18 protein-coding genes are annotated in these 11,800 nt (G+C 70.9%); 13 read left to right on the top strand and 5 right to left on the bottom strand.

What is annotated here, in order from left to right:
- Window positions 1-20 precede the first annotated feature (20 nt).
- Both WS57_RS15565 and WS57_RS15570 read left to right on the top strand, forming a co-directional pair.
- Window positions 21-629, top strand: coding sequence for a DUF892 family protein (locus WS57_RS15565; protein WP_009695590.1), 609 nt, complete (start codon window positions 21-23; stop codon window positions 627-629).
- 25 nt (window positions 630-654) lie between these two features.
- Window positions 655-1,830 carry a zinc-dependent alcohol dehydrogenase gene (locus WS57_RS15570; RefSeq protein WP_038455772.1) on the top strand — a complete coding sequence of 392 codons (1,176 nt, stop codon included), beginning with the start codon at window positions 655-657 and terminating at the stop codon, window positions 1,828-1,830.
- Window positions 1,831-1,852: 22 nt separating this feature from the next.
- Here the strand turns inward: WS57_RS15570 and WS57_RS15575 are convergent, their stop codons facing one another.
- Window positions 1,853-3,160 carry an Nramp family divalent metal transporter gene (locus WS57_RS15575; protein WP_059517818.1) on the bottom strand — a complete coding sequence of 436 codons (1,308 nt, stop codon included), beginning with the start codon at window positions 3,158-3,160 and terminating at the stop codon, window positions 1,853-1,855.
- Window positions 3,157-3,807: a UdgX family uracil-DNA binding protein gene (locus WS57_RS15580; protein WP_069244516.1), complete on the bottom strand. Its 651-nt coding sequence runs from the start codon at window positions 3,805-3,807 to the stop codon at window positions 3,157-3,159. Before WS57_RS15580 ends, WS57_RS15575 begins: the two co-directional genes overlap by 4 nt.
- Window positions 3,808-4,015: 208 nt before the next feature.
- On the opposite strand from WS57_RS15580, the gene WS57_RS15585 reads away from it, so the two are divergent.
- Window positions 4,016-4,477 carry a response regulator gene (locus tag WS57_RS15585; protein WP_069244517.1) on the top strand — a complete coding sequence of 154 codons (462 nt, stop codon included), beginning with the start codon at window positions 4,016-4,018 and terminating at the stop codon, window positions 4,475-4,477.
- Window positions 4,478-4,578: 101 nt separating this feature from the next.
- Here WS57_RS15585 and WS57_RS15590 read toward each other — a convergent pair whose 3' ends face one another.
- The 3 genes from WS57_RS15590 to WS57_RS15600 form a co-directional block, all read right to left on the bottom strand.
- Window positions 4,579-5,061: a PRC-barrel domain-containing protein gene (locus WS57_RS15590; RefSeq protein WP_009693067.1), complete on the bottom strand. Its 483-nt coding sequence runs from the start codon at window positions 5,059-5,061 to the stop codon at window positions 4,579-4,581.
- Between the two features lie 88 nt (window positions 5,062-5,149).
- Complete coding sequence (locus WS57_RS15595) at window positions 5,150-5,581, bottom strand: CBS domain-containing protein (RefSeq protein WP_009693066.1); 432 nt, start codon at window positions 5,579-5,581, stop codon at window positions 5,150-5,152.
- A gap of 64 nt (window positions 5,582-5,645) precedes the next feature.
- A complete protein-coding gene (locus tag WS57_RS15600) occupies window positions 5,646-5,900 on the bottom strand; it encodes a hypothetical protein (protein WP_009693065.1) in 255 nt (84 codons plus the stop codon).
- Window positions 5,901-6,090: 190 nt separating this feature from the next.
- On the opposite strand from WS57_RS15600, the gene WS57_RS15605 reads away from it, so the two are divergent.
- From WS57_RS15605 to WS57_RS15650, 10 genes are all read left to right on the top strand, one after another.
- Complete coding sequence (locus tag WS57_RS15605) at window positions 6,091-6,396, top strand: hypothetical protein (protein WP_038455776.1); 306 nt, start codon at window positions 6,091-6,093, stop codon at window positions 6,394-6,396.
- A gap of 187 nt (window positions 6,397-6,583) precedes the next feature.
- Complete coding sequence (locus tag WS57_RS15610) at window positions 6,584-6,832, top strand: hypothetical protein (protein WP_059602228.1); 249 nt, start codon at window positions 6,584-6,586, stop codon at window positions 6,830-6,832.
- Window positions 6,829-7,140: a hypothetical protein gene (locus WS57_RS15615; protein WP_038455778.1), complete on the top strand. Its 312-nt coding sequence runs from the start codon at window positions 6,829-6,831 to the stop codon at window positions 7,138-7,140. Before WS57_RS15610 ends, WS57_RS15615 begins: the two co-directional genes overlap by 4 nt.
- 47 nt (window positions 7,141-7,187) lie before the next feature.
- Window positions 7,188-7,502 carry a hypothetical protein gene (locus WS57_RS15620; RefSeq protein ID WP_038455779.1) on the top strand — a complete coding sequence of 105 codons (315 nt, stop codon included), beginning with the start codon at window positions 7,188-7,190 and terminating at the stop codon, window positions 7,500-7,502.
- 84 nt (window positions 7,503-7,586) lie between these two features.
- On the top strand, window positions 7,587-8,084 hold the full coding sequence (locus WS57_RS15625) for a DUF892 family protein (protein WP_069244518.1): 498 nt from the start codon (window positions 7,587-7,589) through the stop codon (window positions 8,082-8,084).
- A 214-nt stretch (window positions 8,085-8,298) separates the two neighbouring features.
- Entirely contained in the window at window positions 8,299-9,735 is a 1,437-nt protein-coding gene (locus tag WS57_RS15630) for an RNA polymerase factor sigma-54 (protein WP_069244519.1), read from the top strand.
- Window positions 9,736-9,806: 71 nt separating this feature from the next.
- Window positions 9,807-9,995, top strand: coding sequence for a DUF3008 family protein (locus WS57_RS15635; RefSeq protein ID WP_009690425.1), 189 nt, complete (start codon window positions 9,807-9,809; stop codon window positions 9,993-9,995).
- A 48-nt stretch (window positions 9,996-10,043) separates the two neighbouring features.
- Complete coding sequence (locus tag WS57_RS15640; protein WP_006498332.1) at window positions 10,044-10,205, top strand: DUF1328 family protein; 162 nt, start codon at window positions 10,044-10,046, stop codon at window positions 10,203-10,205.
- Window positions 10,202-10,588 (top strand): DUF3022 domain-containing protein, encoded by a 387-nt coding sequence (locus tag WS57_RS15645; protein ID WP_069244520.1) that lies wholly within the window; start codon window positions 10,202-10,204, stop codon window positions 10,586-10,588. Before WS57_RS15640 ends, WS57_RS15645 begins: the two co-directional genes overlap by 4 nt.
- A 178-nt stretch (window positions 10,589-10,766) precedes the next feature.
- Window positions 10,767-11,786: a Ku protein gene (locus WS57_RS15650; protein ID WP_059602306.1), complete on the top strand. Its 1,020-nt coding sequence runs from the start codon at window positions 10,767-10,769 to the stop codon at window positions 11,784-11,786.
- Window positions 11,787-11,800: the final 14 nt, after the last annotated feature.

The raw sequence follows: 11,800 nt of genomic DNA on the forward strand, positions 1-11,800 counted from the left end.
CCGATTTTTCGGAGGCAGTCATGGCCCAACGGCAATCGAAGCACGAAGGCATTCTCGAACTGCTCTGCCAGGCATACGAGACCGAGCTTGGCGGCGAACAGGTGTACGCGGCCGCGCTGCAGTGTGCGACCGACGAGGACCTGCACAAGGAATGGGAGAAGTACCACCGCGAAACCAAGCACCACCAGGAGGTGCTGCGCAAGGTGTTCGAGGCGCTCGGCCTCGATCCCGATGCGAAGTCGCCGGGACGCAGCGCGGTGGCCGCGACCGGCAAGTCGCTGGTGCAGGTGATCGAGCACGCGAAGAAGCAGGCCGATCCGGCGGTCGCGCAGATCGTCGCGGCCGAGTGCGTGGTGCTCGCCGAGACCAAGGACCACCTGAACTGGGAACTGATCGGCTATGCGGCCAACCAGTTGTCGGGCGATGCCGCGAAGGTGCTGAAGGACGCGCACGACGAGGTCGAGCCCGACGAGGACCACCACCTCTATCACACGCGCGGCTGGGCGCGCGAGATGTGGATCGAGTCGATGGGGTTCAAGGCCGTGCTGCCGCCGCCGGAAGAGGTGAAGAAGGTCGAGTCGGCCGCCGACGCGGCGCGCGCCGAGCGTTCGCGCGGCAAGATGATGTGACGATTCGCGGCCGCGGAGAACGCCGATGATGGCATTGTGCTGGCACGGCAAGCGCGCCGTGCATTACGAACGGGTGGACGATCCGGCGATCGCGCATCCGCGCGACGCGATCGTGAAGGTCGCGCTGTGCGCGATCGGCGGCGCCGACCTGCATCTGTACGACGCGGTGCTGCCGGGCCTGAAGGACGGTGCGGTCCTCGGCCGCGAATTCATGGGCGAGGTGGTCGAAGTCGGCAGCGAGAACCGGCACCTGCGCGTCGGCGATCGCGTCGTGGTGCCGTTCGCGATCGCGTGCGGCACCTGCGACGCGTGCCGGCGCGGCAACTACTCGGTGTGCGAAACCTCGAATCCGAATCGCGCGTTCGTGCAGCGCGTGTACGGGCAGGGCACCGGCGGCCTGTTTGGCTGCGGGCATCTGGCCGGCGGCTATCCGGGCGGGCAGGCCGAGTACGTGCGCGTGCCGTTCGCCGATGTCGGGCCGATCAGGATTCCGGACGAGATCGACGACGAACGCGCGCTGCCGCTCGGCGACACGCTGCCGACCGGCTGGCAGGCCGCCGTGCAGTGCGCGATCCAGCCGAACGACGTCGTTGCGGTATGGGGCGCGGGCCCGGTCGGGCTGTACGCGGTGCTCGCCGCGCGGCTGCTCGGCGCGGGCGACGTGATCGCGATCGACTGCGTGCCCGAGCGGCTCGACTGCGCCCGCGCGCTCGGCGCGACGCCGCTCGACTTCACCAAGCTGAGCGTGGCCGACACGCTCGCCGAGCAGACGCGCGGCAAGGGCCCGGACAAATGCATCGACGCGGTCGGGCTCGAAGCGCATGCGGTGGACGCGGTCGACGCGACGCTCGACCGCTTCAAGGAAACCACCGTGCCGGGCGTCGACCAGCCGCACGTGCTGCGCGAGGCGATCTACGCGTGCCGCCCCGGCGGCGTCGTGTCGATCGCGGGATTGTACGGCGGCCTCGTCGACAACCTGCCGATCGGCGCGATCGTCAACAAGGGGCTGACGCTGCGCGCCGCGCAGACCTACGTGCAGCGCTGGAGCGACGACCTGCTCAAGCGCATCGTCGACGGGCAGCTCGATCCGTCGTTCGTCGTCACGCATCGCGCGCGTCTTTCCGACGGCCCCGATCTCTACGAGCTGAGCCGCACGCGCGGCGACGGCTGCATCAAGGCGGTGATGCGGCCGGGCGATTGAGCGACGCGGGCCGCGCGCCCGCTCAGGTCAGCATGTCGACGATCATCGTGACGACCGCGGCGGCCATCAGCGCGACGGCAAGCCAGCCGAAGCAGGTCGACACGATGCCCTGGCCGGCCTGCCCGTCGGCGCCGCGCCGTGCCGACAGCAGCATCACCATCACCAGCATCGGCACCGCCGCGATGCCGTTGAGCACCGCGCTCCAGTACAGCGCGCGGATCGGATCCACCGGGCTGAAGCAGATCGCGATGCCGACCGCGACGCACAGCGCGAGCACCGCGTAGAACGCCGGTGCGCGCCGCACCGGTTCGTTCAGCCCTTCGCGAAAACGCCACGCTTCCGCGCAGCCGTAGGCGGCACTGCCGGCGAACGCGGGAATCGCGAGCAGGCCGCAGCCGACGATGCCGAGCGCGAACACGACGAACGCCGCCTCGCCGGCGATCGGGCGCAGCGCTTCGGCGGCCTGCGCGGTGCTGCCGATATCGTGCCGGCCGCGCGCGAAGAACACGGCCGCGCCGACCACCATGATGCAGAACGACACCGCGTTGGTGACGATCATGCCGCTCCACGTGTCGAACCGAATCCGCCGCGCCTGTGCGTCGCGCGGCGCGTACGCGCGCGCGGTGTCGCCGTTGCGCCGTTCGGCCTGCGCCTCCTCGACCTCGAGCGCGGCCTGCCAGACGAACAGATAGGGGCTCAGCGTGGTGCCGAGCACCGCGACCGCGGTCGTCGCATACGCATGCGTGAAGGCGATCTGCGGCAGCACGATCGCATGCAGCGCGCCGTGCCAGTCGACCTGCACGAAACCGAGTTCGAGCACGTATGCGAGCAGGCCGAACGTCATCCATTTCAGCCAGCGCGCATAGCGTTCGTACGACAGCGTCACCTGCAGCGCGAGCGAGGCGAGCCCGTAGACGGGCGCGTACCAGTAGCTGTGGCCGCCGACCACCAGCGCGGTCGCGTCGCCCATCGCGGCGAGGTCCGCGCCGACGTTGACCACGTTGACGATCGCGACCATCACGATCAGCGTCTTGGCGACGCGATCGGAGAAATGCTCGCGGATGCCGGCGATCAGGCCTTGCCGGTTCGCGCGTCCGATGCAGGCCGACGCGACCTGCACGGCGACCATCATCGGCAGCGTGACGACGATCATCCACAGCATGTTGTAGCCGAACTGGCTGCCGGCCTGCGCGTAGACCGCGACGTTGCTCGGATCGGCGTCCGACGCGCCGGCGAGCAGGCCGGGGCCGAGCCGTCGATACCAGGGTTGCCGGTCGGGCGTCGTGGTGTCGGTGGGCGGCGGCGCGTCGTCGGGGCGCGCGCTGCTCATCGCGAGTCTCCGTGCGGGCGCGGCGGTGCCTCGTCGCCGCGCGCGAGGCGCGACGCGGTGCGCAGCGCGTCGACGAGCGTCTGATACGCCTGCTCGCGCGAATCGGCGCCGCGCGTGCGCAGCACGTAGGACGGATGCCAGGTCGCGACGACGAGATGGCCTTGCGCGGTGCGCACCGGCGTCGGCGTGCGTTGCAGGGTTGCGTCGTTGTCCTGCAGCACCGCGCGCAGTGCGGTGCTGCCGAGCGCGACGATCACGCGGGGGCGCTGCGCGTCGAGCTCGCGTTCGAGCCAGTAATGGCAGGCGGCGACCTCGCGCTGCGCGGGCGTCTTGTGCAGCCGTCGCTTGCCGCGCGGCTCCCACTTGAAGTGCTTGACCGCATTCGTCAGATAGACCGTGTCGCGTTCGATGCCGGCCGCGGCCAGCGCGCGATCGAGCACGCGGCCGGCGGCGCCGACGAACGGCAGCCCGGCGCGGTCTTCCTGGTCGCCCGGCTGCTCGCCGACCAGCATGATGCGCGCATTGCGCGGGCCGACGCCCGGCACGGCCTGCGTCGCGTGTTCCCACAGCGCGCAGCGGCGGCACGCGTCGAGGCTCGCTGGCTCGGGTGTCTCCTCGGGCGGCTCGGCAGGCTGGCGGCGGGTCATGCCGCTTCTCCCGCGCCCGCCGACGTGCGATGCGCGCTTGCTGCCGCGCCTCCCATGCCGACGGACGACGAACCCTGCATCGCGCGCATCAACGGCTCCGGTATCGATGGATACCCTCAACACAGCAACCGGCATGCCACCCGTTCGATATGGGCGCGCGCCTTGCGTACGGGGCGCTTTCGCTCATTCGGGCAACAGGAGAACCACCATGTCCATCGCCTCCGGCGACGATCCGGGCGCCGACGACGTGCTGCTGTGGCGCGCGCCGGACAGCGTGCCGCCGCGGCCGCGCCGCGTACTGATAGTCGACGACTACCGCGACGCGGCCGACGCGCTGCAGCTGCTGCTCGACGCACGCGGCTTCGAATGTCGCGTTATCGACGATCCGTTCTGCGTATGCGAGGTCGCGCGCGACTGGCAGCCGTTCGCGGCCGTACTGGACATCGCGATGCCGGGGCTCGACGGGCTGCAGCTCGCGCAGCGGCTGCGCGGCGATCCATGCACGGCCGGCATGCTGCTCGTCGCGTGCAGCGCGTTCGCGTCGCGGCGTGATCGCGAGCGTGCGCGCGAAGCAGGCTTCGACGCGCACTGCGCGAAGCCGCTGACGCCGCACCGGCTGCTGCGCTATCTCGATGCGGCGTGGGGCGGCGCCGTTACACGGCGCTTGTAAAAACGCGTGAGGCCCGGCGCCGGCGACAAAAAAACGCCCCGCGCGGGGCGGGGCGTCGGGGCATCGGTGCGCCGCGCACGGCGACCGTTCGGCGCTTGCGCCTAGTGTTGTCCGCGCGTACGCGGGTCGTTCAGTTCCTCGGTCGGATCGGTGAGCCCGAGCTCGTCGCCCGCGCCCCAATACGGCGCGCTGCCGTAGTACTCGTGCAGCGGCCCTGCCCATTGCGGGTCGGCCATCGCCGGCCAGTGGTCCTTGTCGAAGCCGGGCGCGTTGCGGATCAGCTCGGACGACACCGACAGCAGGAAGCACTTGCGCTCGGTGTCGAGCGTCAGCGCGCTCCACGGGATCGCGAGCAGCTTGTCGCCGATGCCGAGCAGGCCGCCGCTCGACAGCACCGCGTAGGCGACCCGGCCCGAGCGTACGTCGAGCATGATTTCCTTGATCTTGCCGACGTCGTCGCCGTCGGTCGTGTACACCTTGTCGCCTTCCAGCGTGCTGGCCGCCATCACGTCGGGGCCGGGGCCGGCCGCCGTCGTGGCGCCCTTGCCGACGATGCGGGTCTGTCCTTGATCGGGGGTCTGCATGATTGTCCTCCTGGCTGCGTAGGCGCGTTCGGCCTGGATCGGCGCGAGTCGCGCGGGGTGGGCGGGACGCACGGGCGAGCCGCGCGCGTCACGTCTGCTTCGGTTGCGACACGCCCTCGAGCGTGTTCGCGAGGTCGTCGCGCGACGCGCCGGCCGTGCGCGTCGCGATGTCGGCGAGCGACAGCATGCCGACCAGCCGCTTGTCGTGATCGACGACGGGCAGGCGGCGCAGCTGCGCATCGGCCATGTAATGCTGGATCTCGTCCAGCGAATCGTCGTCGAAGCACCATTCGATCGGCCCCGACGCGACTTCCTGGATGCGCGTCTCCGGCGGCTTGCCGGCCGAGAGCGCACGCACCGTGAGGTCGCGGTCCGTGACCATCCCGACCAGCCGGTTGTTGTCGCACACGGGCAGCGCCCCGATGTCGTAGCGCTCCATCAGCTGGGCCGCATGACGGATCGAATCGGTCGGCGCAATGCGCACGACGTCCTGCGACATGATTTCGTTGACGCGATGCATGAAGTCCTCCTTGCAGGTTGGGCTCGCGGGTAGCGCAGCGGCGATTCAGCAAGCCGCATGCCGGTCACTGCCCGCGGCGTTCGCGTTCGTCCTGCCACGGCCCTTCGTCGTGCGTGCCGGGCGGCGTATCGGGCTCGATGCGCGTGATGCCGCCGGTCGACGGCGCGTCGCTCGCGGGGAAGGTGTCTTCCAGCGACTTGTCGATATGGCGCTCCGAGTGACGCGTGCGCGTCTGGTCGTGCTCCTTCAGCGGCGGCGACGGGTCCTGGGCGGGTTTGCGCGCCGGCGTCGAAGGGCCGGACCGGGTCGTGTCGTTCATGGCGAGGCTCCGTGGCAATGACGCCGATCGATATGCAACGGCCGTTCCCGTAGTGCGACGCCGTGCCCGGTGGCGGCACGCGGCTTGCCGCTTCATGGACGACTGCGGCGGTGCGACCTGCGCCGCCGCCGACGAACCACGACGCGCCGGCCCCGTGAGCGGCGCGCCCCATCGAGCGGGAGGCGCGACGATGATTCCGATCAAACGGCAGCCCCGCGTGCGTTACGAGGTCAACGTGTGCGGCGGCGGATTCGACTCGGTGAAGAACCACTTCACCGCGTGGAAGCAGGAACCGCTGATTTACCGGCCCGAGCGCCGGATGTTCGAAGGCAAGGCCGACGTGCGGCCGCTGGGCGACGAGACCTTCGGCGCGACCGAGCCGGCGCGCTTCGCGCTGCAGCGCGCATGCGAGCCGCAGGATCCGTATGCGCTCGCGGCGCTCGTGCACGACGACGGCCGCGAGCTGTGGCTCGTGATGGCCGCGTACGACGGTTAGGAGGTGGCGGCCCGGAGCGGCCGCGCGCTTGCAAGTTTTGCAGCGCACGGTGTAGCGAAGGCACGGCGCGACGCCGCCCCGCGCCGATCCGGGCCCGGCGCACGCGTGACGCGCGAGTATCGCGCGCCGCCCCGCACGGCACGGGGATTGCGGCCGAGGACGGCAACACGACCGCCACGGAGCCACCATGAAACAGGACCTTGCGCAGTCGCTGCATCGGCCCGACCCGCCGATGCCCGATACCGACCCCGGGCGCGCGCCGCCCGATCACGACGACGACGTGCCGCCCGACGTACCGGAACCGTATCGCGATCCGGAGGGCGACCCGCCCGAGCGCCCGCCGCCGGAGCGCGAGCCGCCCGACGAACCGCCCGGGCGCGAGCCGCCGGTGTATGTGCCGCCGGCGGGAACGGCGCGACCGGAGGTGCCGCGATGAGCATCCGCGTCCAGCCGGGCATGCTGCGCGATATCGCCGAAACCTTCGGCCGCCACTTCGAAGCGCGCGCGATGCCGTTCCATATCGAAGAACAGCCGGCCGGCGCGCTGCATGTCGGCTTTCGCGTCGACGGCCACCCGGCGTCGCTGACCGTGACCTTCGATGCCGACGCGTTCGCCGCGCTCGGGCAGGCCGATATCGCGCAGCAGCGCGGCGCGCTGACGCGGATCGCGGCCGAGTTCGACGCGATGATGGCGCAGCGCGCGCCCACCGCCTACGCGGCGGATTTTCACTTCAACCGGCTCTGAGCGTGCCGTGCCGGCGCGCCGGGCCTTCGACTTCCGGGAGGGATTCGATGAAACCGATCCGCACGATCTACGCCGCCGCGTCGGCGCTCGCCGTGGCGTGCGCGCTGGGCGCGTGCACGCAGCCGAGCCCCGTCTACGGCACGCACCAGCCGCCGCCGGCGCCGCCGGACGGCCATGCGTCGCCGCCGACCGCGACGATGCCCGACGCGAACACGCGCTACGACACGCGTCCGTCGCCGGGCAACACGCTGCCGCCGGGGACGACCAGCGGCACGCCGACCGACGTGCCCGACCCGGGCCCGAACGGCGCGGCGGGCAGCGACCGTCCGCTGCCGGGCACGCCGCCGCCGATGCAGTACTGACCTGATGCGACGCGGGCGTGCGGCCGCCGGCCCGGCGACCGCACGCCCGCGCCGCGCATGCCGCACGGCGGCGGGAGAAGCGCGATGGCCAATCCGCACGAACATCTCGAAGACTGGTTGCGCGACGCGTACGCGATGGAGCGCCAGGCCGAGACGCTGCTCGACGCGCAACTGAAGCGCGTCGGCCACTATCCGGTGCTGCAGGACCGGCTGCGCCTGCATCTCGACGACACGCTCGGCCAGCAGGCGCTCGTCGAAGCCTGCCTGCATCGGCTCGGCACGTCGCCGTCCGCGATCAAGGATCTCGCCGCGCGCGTCGCCGCGTACGGACAGGTCGCGGCCGGCATGGTGGCCGCCGACGAGGTGGTGAAGGTCGCGATGGGCGGTTACGCGTTCGGGCAGGTCGAGATCGCCGCGTATACCGCGCTGGTGGCGGCCGCCGAAGTCGAGATCCGCGCATGCTGCGAGCGCATCCTGCAACAGGAGCGTCACATGGCGCTGTGGCTGCTGCAGTATCTGCCGGAACTGACGGTCGCGTTTCTCGATCGCTCGGCGGTCGACCGCATCGACGCGAAGCGCTGACGAAGGCCGTGCGGCAGTCCGCGCGCGACCGCGCCGGCGCGGGCACGCGGCGCGCGTCCAAACTTGCCGCGGGCTTGTAAAAAAGCGGTCCCGCGACGGCCGGCGGAAGGGGTACGAACCCCCGAGCGCCGCGGCGGCACGGCGATTCGCAGGACTGGCACGAAAGCTGCATGATTCCGGTATACGAATACCGCGAACCGTCAGGAGGACCCCGATGTCCGTCACGCTTGCGCTTCAGATGCGTCAGCATCTGGCACTCACGCCGAGGCTTCAGCAGTCGCTGCGCCTGCTGCAGCTGTCGTCGCTCGAATTCCAGCAGGAATTGCGGCAGGCGCTCGACACCAACCCGTTTCTCGAAGACGGCCAGGCCGACGACGAGCCCGCAGCCGCCGACGCGCCCGACCACCCGGCCGAAGCAGCCGCGCCCGAGCCGTCCCCCGAACGCGACGACGTGCGCCCGCCGGACGGCGAGGTGTCGTATACGGCCGCGCCCGCACCGCGCGGCGCGGGCCGCCAGGGCGACGACGCGAGCGACCTGTCGCCCGGCGAATGGATGGCGGCCGAGCCGTCGCTGCACCAGCATCTGCACGACGCGCTGCGGCTCTACCCACTGAACCGGCGCGACCGCGAAGCCGCGCGCATCGTGATCGACGCGCTCGACGACGACGGCTATCTGCGCCAGGAACTGCCCGACCTGCTCGGTGCGGCCGACCCCGCGCTGCTGCTGTCCGAACGCGATCTCGCGGTCGCGCTGCGGCTCGTGCAGATGCTCGACCGGCCCGGTATCGCGGCCCGCTCGCTGTCCGAATGCCTGACGCTGCAGCTCGATGCGATGTCGGCCGACACGCCCGCGCTCGCCGAAGCGAAGGCGATCGCGCGCGACTATCTGGAGCGGCTCGCGCGCCGCGAGACGGCCGAGATCCAGCGCCGCATCGGCTGCAACGCGCAGACGCTGCACGCGGCCTGCGCGCTGGTGCGCGGGCTCGACCCGCGGCCCGGCAACCATTACGGCAGCACGCGCGGCGACTACGTGGTGCCGGACGTGATCGTGCGCCAGGTGCGCGACGAATGGATCGTCACGATCAACCCGGCCGTGCTGCCGCGCGCGCGGCTGCACGAGCGCTACGCGACGCTGTTCGCGCAGTCGAGCGGCGAGCGCGATTCCCCGCTCGGCCAGCAGCTGCAGGAAGCGCGCTGGCTGATCCGCAACGTGCAGAAGCGCTTCGACACGATCCAGCGCGTCGGCGAATGCATCGTCGCGCGGCAGCGCGATTTCTTCCGCTACGGCGAGATCGCGATGAAGCCGCTCGTGCTGCGCGACATCGCCGAGGAACTCGACCTGCACGAATCGACCGTGTCGCGCGCGACGGGCAACAAGTACATGGCCACGCCGCACGGCACCTTCGAGTTCAAGCACTTCTTCCCGCGCAAGCTCGAGGCGGCCGGGCGCGGCGTGTGCTCGGCATCGGCCGCGAAGGTGCTGATCCGCGACATGATCGCGGCCGAGCGCCACACCGATCCGCTGTCGGACGTCGCGCTCGCCGAGAACCTCGCGGGTCGCGGCATTCTTCTTGCGCGTCGTACGGTGACGAAGTATCGCCAGGCGATGAAGATTCCGCCGGCCGAGCTGCGGCGCCGCGACGCCGCGTGACGAAAGCAGGCGGCCGAACCGGGCGCGCGTCGCGGGACGAACGCGCGCCCCTGCACTGAACGGAGCGAACCATGCCAGCCAAATCCCAGGCCCAGCAGCGGGCCGCAGGCGCTGCGCTGTCGGCCAAGCGCGGCCGCACCAGCATGTCGGACCTCAAGCCGCCGTCGAAGTCGATGGCCAAGTCGATGAGCGAGAAAGAGCTCGAGAAAATGGCCTCGACGCCGACGCACGGCAAAGCCAAGCACAAGCACGATTCTTGATCGACGGCGACGGGCGCCGGCGACCGCAGTTCCCACCAGGAGGAATCCATGCTTCGATACGCCATCATCTTCTTCGTCATCGCGATCATCGCGGCCGTGTTCGGTTTCGGCGGCATCGCCGCCGGGGCGGCCGAGATTGCGAAGATCCTGTTCTACATCTTCGTCGTGATCTTCCTGGTCACGCTGCTGCTGGGTGTCGTGCGCCGATGACCGCCACATCCGACCGTTCGCAGCGCATCGCCGAACTCGAGCATGCGCTGGCGAACGGCTTTCCGTCGCAGTCGACCATGGTCGTGCACGCGGACGATGCGTCCGGGCGGTTGACGATCCAGGTGTCGTGGGTGCGCGTGCCGGTCGACGCCAGCGCGCGCGAGTGGCGCTGCGCGGTCGACCTGCGCTTCGCGCCGGACGTCATCGCGCGCTACGTGGCGCTCGATACCGCCGACCGCCTGCGCGTGCGCACGTATCTGTGCGATGTCGCGCGTCGCGCGGTCGACGAGCACAAGCCGCGTGTCGAGGATGCGGCGATCGAATGCAGCGTGGCGCTCGACGTGACGGCCGACGAACTGAACGCGGCGCTGCGCGCGCCGTGATGCCGGGCGGCGCGCGGCGCCGCCCGCAACCGCTTTCGCACCGCCGGTGCGGGTGCGCGACACCGCGAATCGCGTCGCGCTCGCCGGCCTGCGCGGTTTCGTTCCCGCGGGCGCGGCGCGGGCACCGGGCCCGCGCGCCGCTGCACGGTGGCATGCCGGCGCCGCAAGGAGGCAACGCATGGCACGCATGATCTGGAAAGGCGCGATCAGCTTCGGGCTCGTGCATGTTCCCGTGCAGCTGTTTCCGGCCACGCGCACCGTGAAGCCGTCGTTCCGGCTGCTCGACAAGCGTTCGATGGACCCGGTCGGCTATCGGCAGGTCAACAAGCGCACCGGCAAGGACGTGTCGCGCGAGGACATCGTGCGCGGCTACGAATACGAGAAGGAGCGCTACGTGGTGCTGACCGACGAGGAGATTCGCGCGGCGAATCCCGAATCGACGCAGACGGTCGACATCCTGACCTTCGTCGACGAGACGGCCGTGTCGTTCCTGTATCTCGATACCCCGTACTACCTCGTGCCGGACCGCAAGGGCGAGAAGGTCTACGCGCTGCTGCGCGACGCGCTGAAGGACAGCGGCCGGATCGGCATCGCGCTGGTCGTGATGCGCGACCGGCAGCATCTCGGCGCGCTGATTCCGGTCGGGCCGCTGCTCGCGCTCGACACGCTGCGCTGGCAGGACGAGCTGCGGCCGCTCGACGAGCTGTCGTCGCCGGTCGCCGACGCGAAGCGCGCGGGCGTCAGCGCACGCGAGCTGGAGATGGCGAAGAAGCTGATCGACGACATGTCCGGCGAATGGACGCCCGACGAGTATCACGACACGTTTCGCGACGACATTCTCGAACTCGTCGAGCGCAAGGTGCGCGAAGGCCGGATCGAGGAAATCGACGAGCAGCCGGCCGCCACGGCGCGCGAGGCGACCAATGTGCTCGACCTGACCGAGCTGCTGAAGCGCAGCCTGCGCGGCGGCGGCGGGGCGCGCGGGGCGGCCCGGCGCGGCGCCGACGACGCCGACACGGCCGATGACGCCGACGCCGATGCGCCGCGCACCGGCGCGCGTCGCCGCTCGGGCGCGAGCGCGCCGCGCAAGTCGGCCGCCAAGACCGCCGCGAAGCCGGCCGCGAAAGGCACGGCCAAGACGGCCGCGAAACGTCCGGCGGCGAAGAAGGCCCCCGCGCGCCGCAAGCATGCGGCGTGACGCCGCGCGACGCG

It is taken from the genome of Burkholderia pseudomultivorans (assembly GCF_001718415.1).
Lineage (GTDB): Bacteria > Pseudomonadota > Gammaproteobacteria > Burkholderiales > Burkholderiaceae > Burkholderia > Burkholderia pseudomultivorans_A.

What these genes read in the sequence shown, in the direction of transcription:
- WS57_RS15590 (WP_009693067.1), bottom strand. Translation starts at nt 5,061, where the DNA reads ATGCAGACCCCCGATCAAGGACAGACCCGCATCGTCGGCAAGGGCGCC.
- WS57_RS15650 (WP_059602306.1), top strand. Translation starts at nt 10,767, where the DNA reads ATGGCACGCATGATCTGGAAAGGCGCGATCAGCTTCGGGCTCGTGCAT.
- WS57_RS15635 (WP_009690425.1), top strand. Translation starts at nt 9,807, where the DNA reads ATGCCAGCCAAATCCCAGGCCCAGCAGCGGGCCGCAGGCGCTGCGCTG.
- WS57_RS15625 (WP_069244518.1), top strand. Translation starts at nt 7,587, where the DNA reads ATGGCCAATCCGCACGAACATCTCGAAGACTGGTTGCGCGACGCGTAC.
- WS57_RS15595 (WP_009693066.1), bottom strand. Translation starts at nt 5,581, where the DNA reads ATGCATCGCGTCAACGAAATCATGTCGCAGGACGTCGTGCGCATTGCG.
- WS57_RS15585 (WP_069244517.1), top strand. Translation starts at nt 4,016, where the DNA reads ATGTCCATCGCCTCCGGCGACGATCCGGGCGCCGACGACGTGCTGCTG.
- WS57_RS15615 (WP_038455778.1), top strand. Translation starts at nt 6,829, where the DNA reads ATGAGCATCCGCGTCCAGCCGGGCATGCTGCGCGATATCGCCGAAACC.
- WS57_RS15640 (WP_006498332.1), top strand. Translation starts at nt 10,044, where the DNA reads ATGCTTCGATACGCCATCATCTTCTTCGTCATCGCGATCATCGCGGCC.
- WS57_RS15570 (WP_038455772.1), top strand. Translation starts at nt 655, where the DNA reads ATGATGGCATTGTGCTGGCACGGCAAGCGCGCCGTGCATTACGAACGG.
- WS57_RS15645 (WP_069244520.1), top strand. Translation starts at nt 10,202, where the DNA reads ATGACCGCCACATCCGACCGTTCGCAGCGCATCGCCGAACTCGAGCAT.
- WS57_RS15580 (WP_069244516.1), bottom strand. Translation starts at nt 3,807, where the DNA reads ATGACCCGCCGCCAGCCTGCCGAGCCGCCCGAGGAGACACCCGAGCCA.
- WS57_RS15565 (WP_009695590.1), top strand. Translation starts at nt 21, where the DNA reads ATGGCCCAACGGCAATCGAAGCACGAAGGCATTCTCGAACTGCTCTGC.
- WS57_RS15600 (WP_009693065.1), bottom strand. Translation starts at nt 5,900, where the DNA reads ATGAACGACACGACCCGGTCCGGCCCTTCGACGCCGGCGCGCAAACCC.
- WS57_RS15605 (WP_038455776.1), top strand. Translation starts at nt 6,091, where the DNA reads ATGATTCCGATCAAACGGCAGCCCCGCGTGCGTTACGAGGTCAACGTG.
- WS57_RS15610 (WP_059602228.1), top strand. Translation starts at nt 6,584, where the DNA reads ATGAAACAGGACCTTGCGCAGTCGCTGCATCGGCCCGACCCGCCGATG.
- WS57_RS15575 (WP_059517818.1), bottom strand. Translation starts at nt 3,160, where the DNA reads ATGAGCAGCGCGCGCCCCGACGACGCGCCGCCGCCCACCGACACCACG.
- WS57_RS15620 (WP_038455779.1), top strand. Translation starts at nt 7,188, where the DNA reads ATGAAACCGATCCGCACGATCTACGCCGCCGCGTCGGCGCTCGCCGTG.
- WS57_RS15630 (WP_069244519.1), top strand. Translation starts at nt 8,299, where the DNA reads ATGTCCGTCACGCTTGCGCTTCAGATGCGTCAGCATCTGGCACTCACG.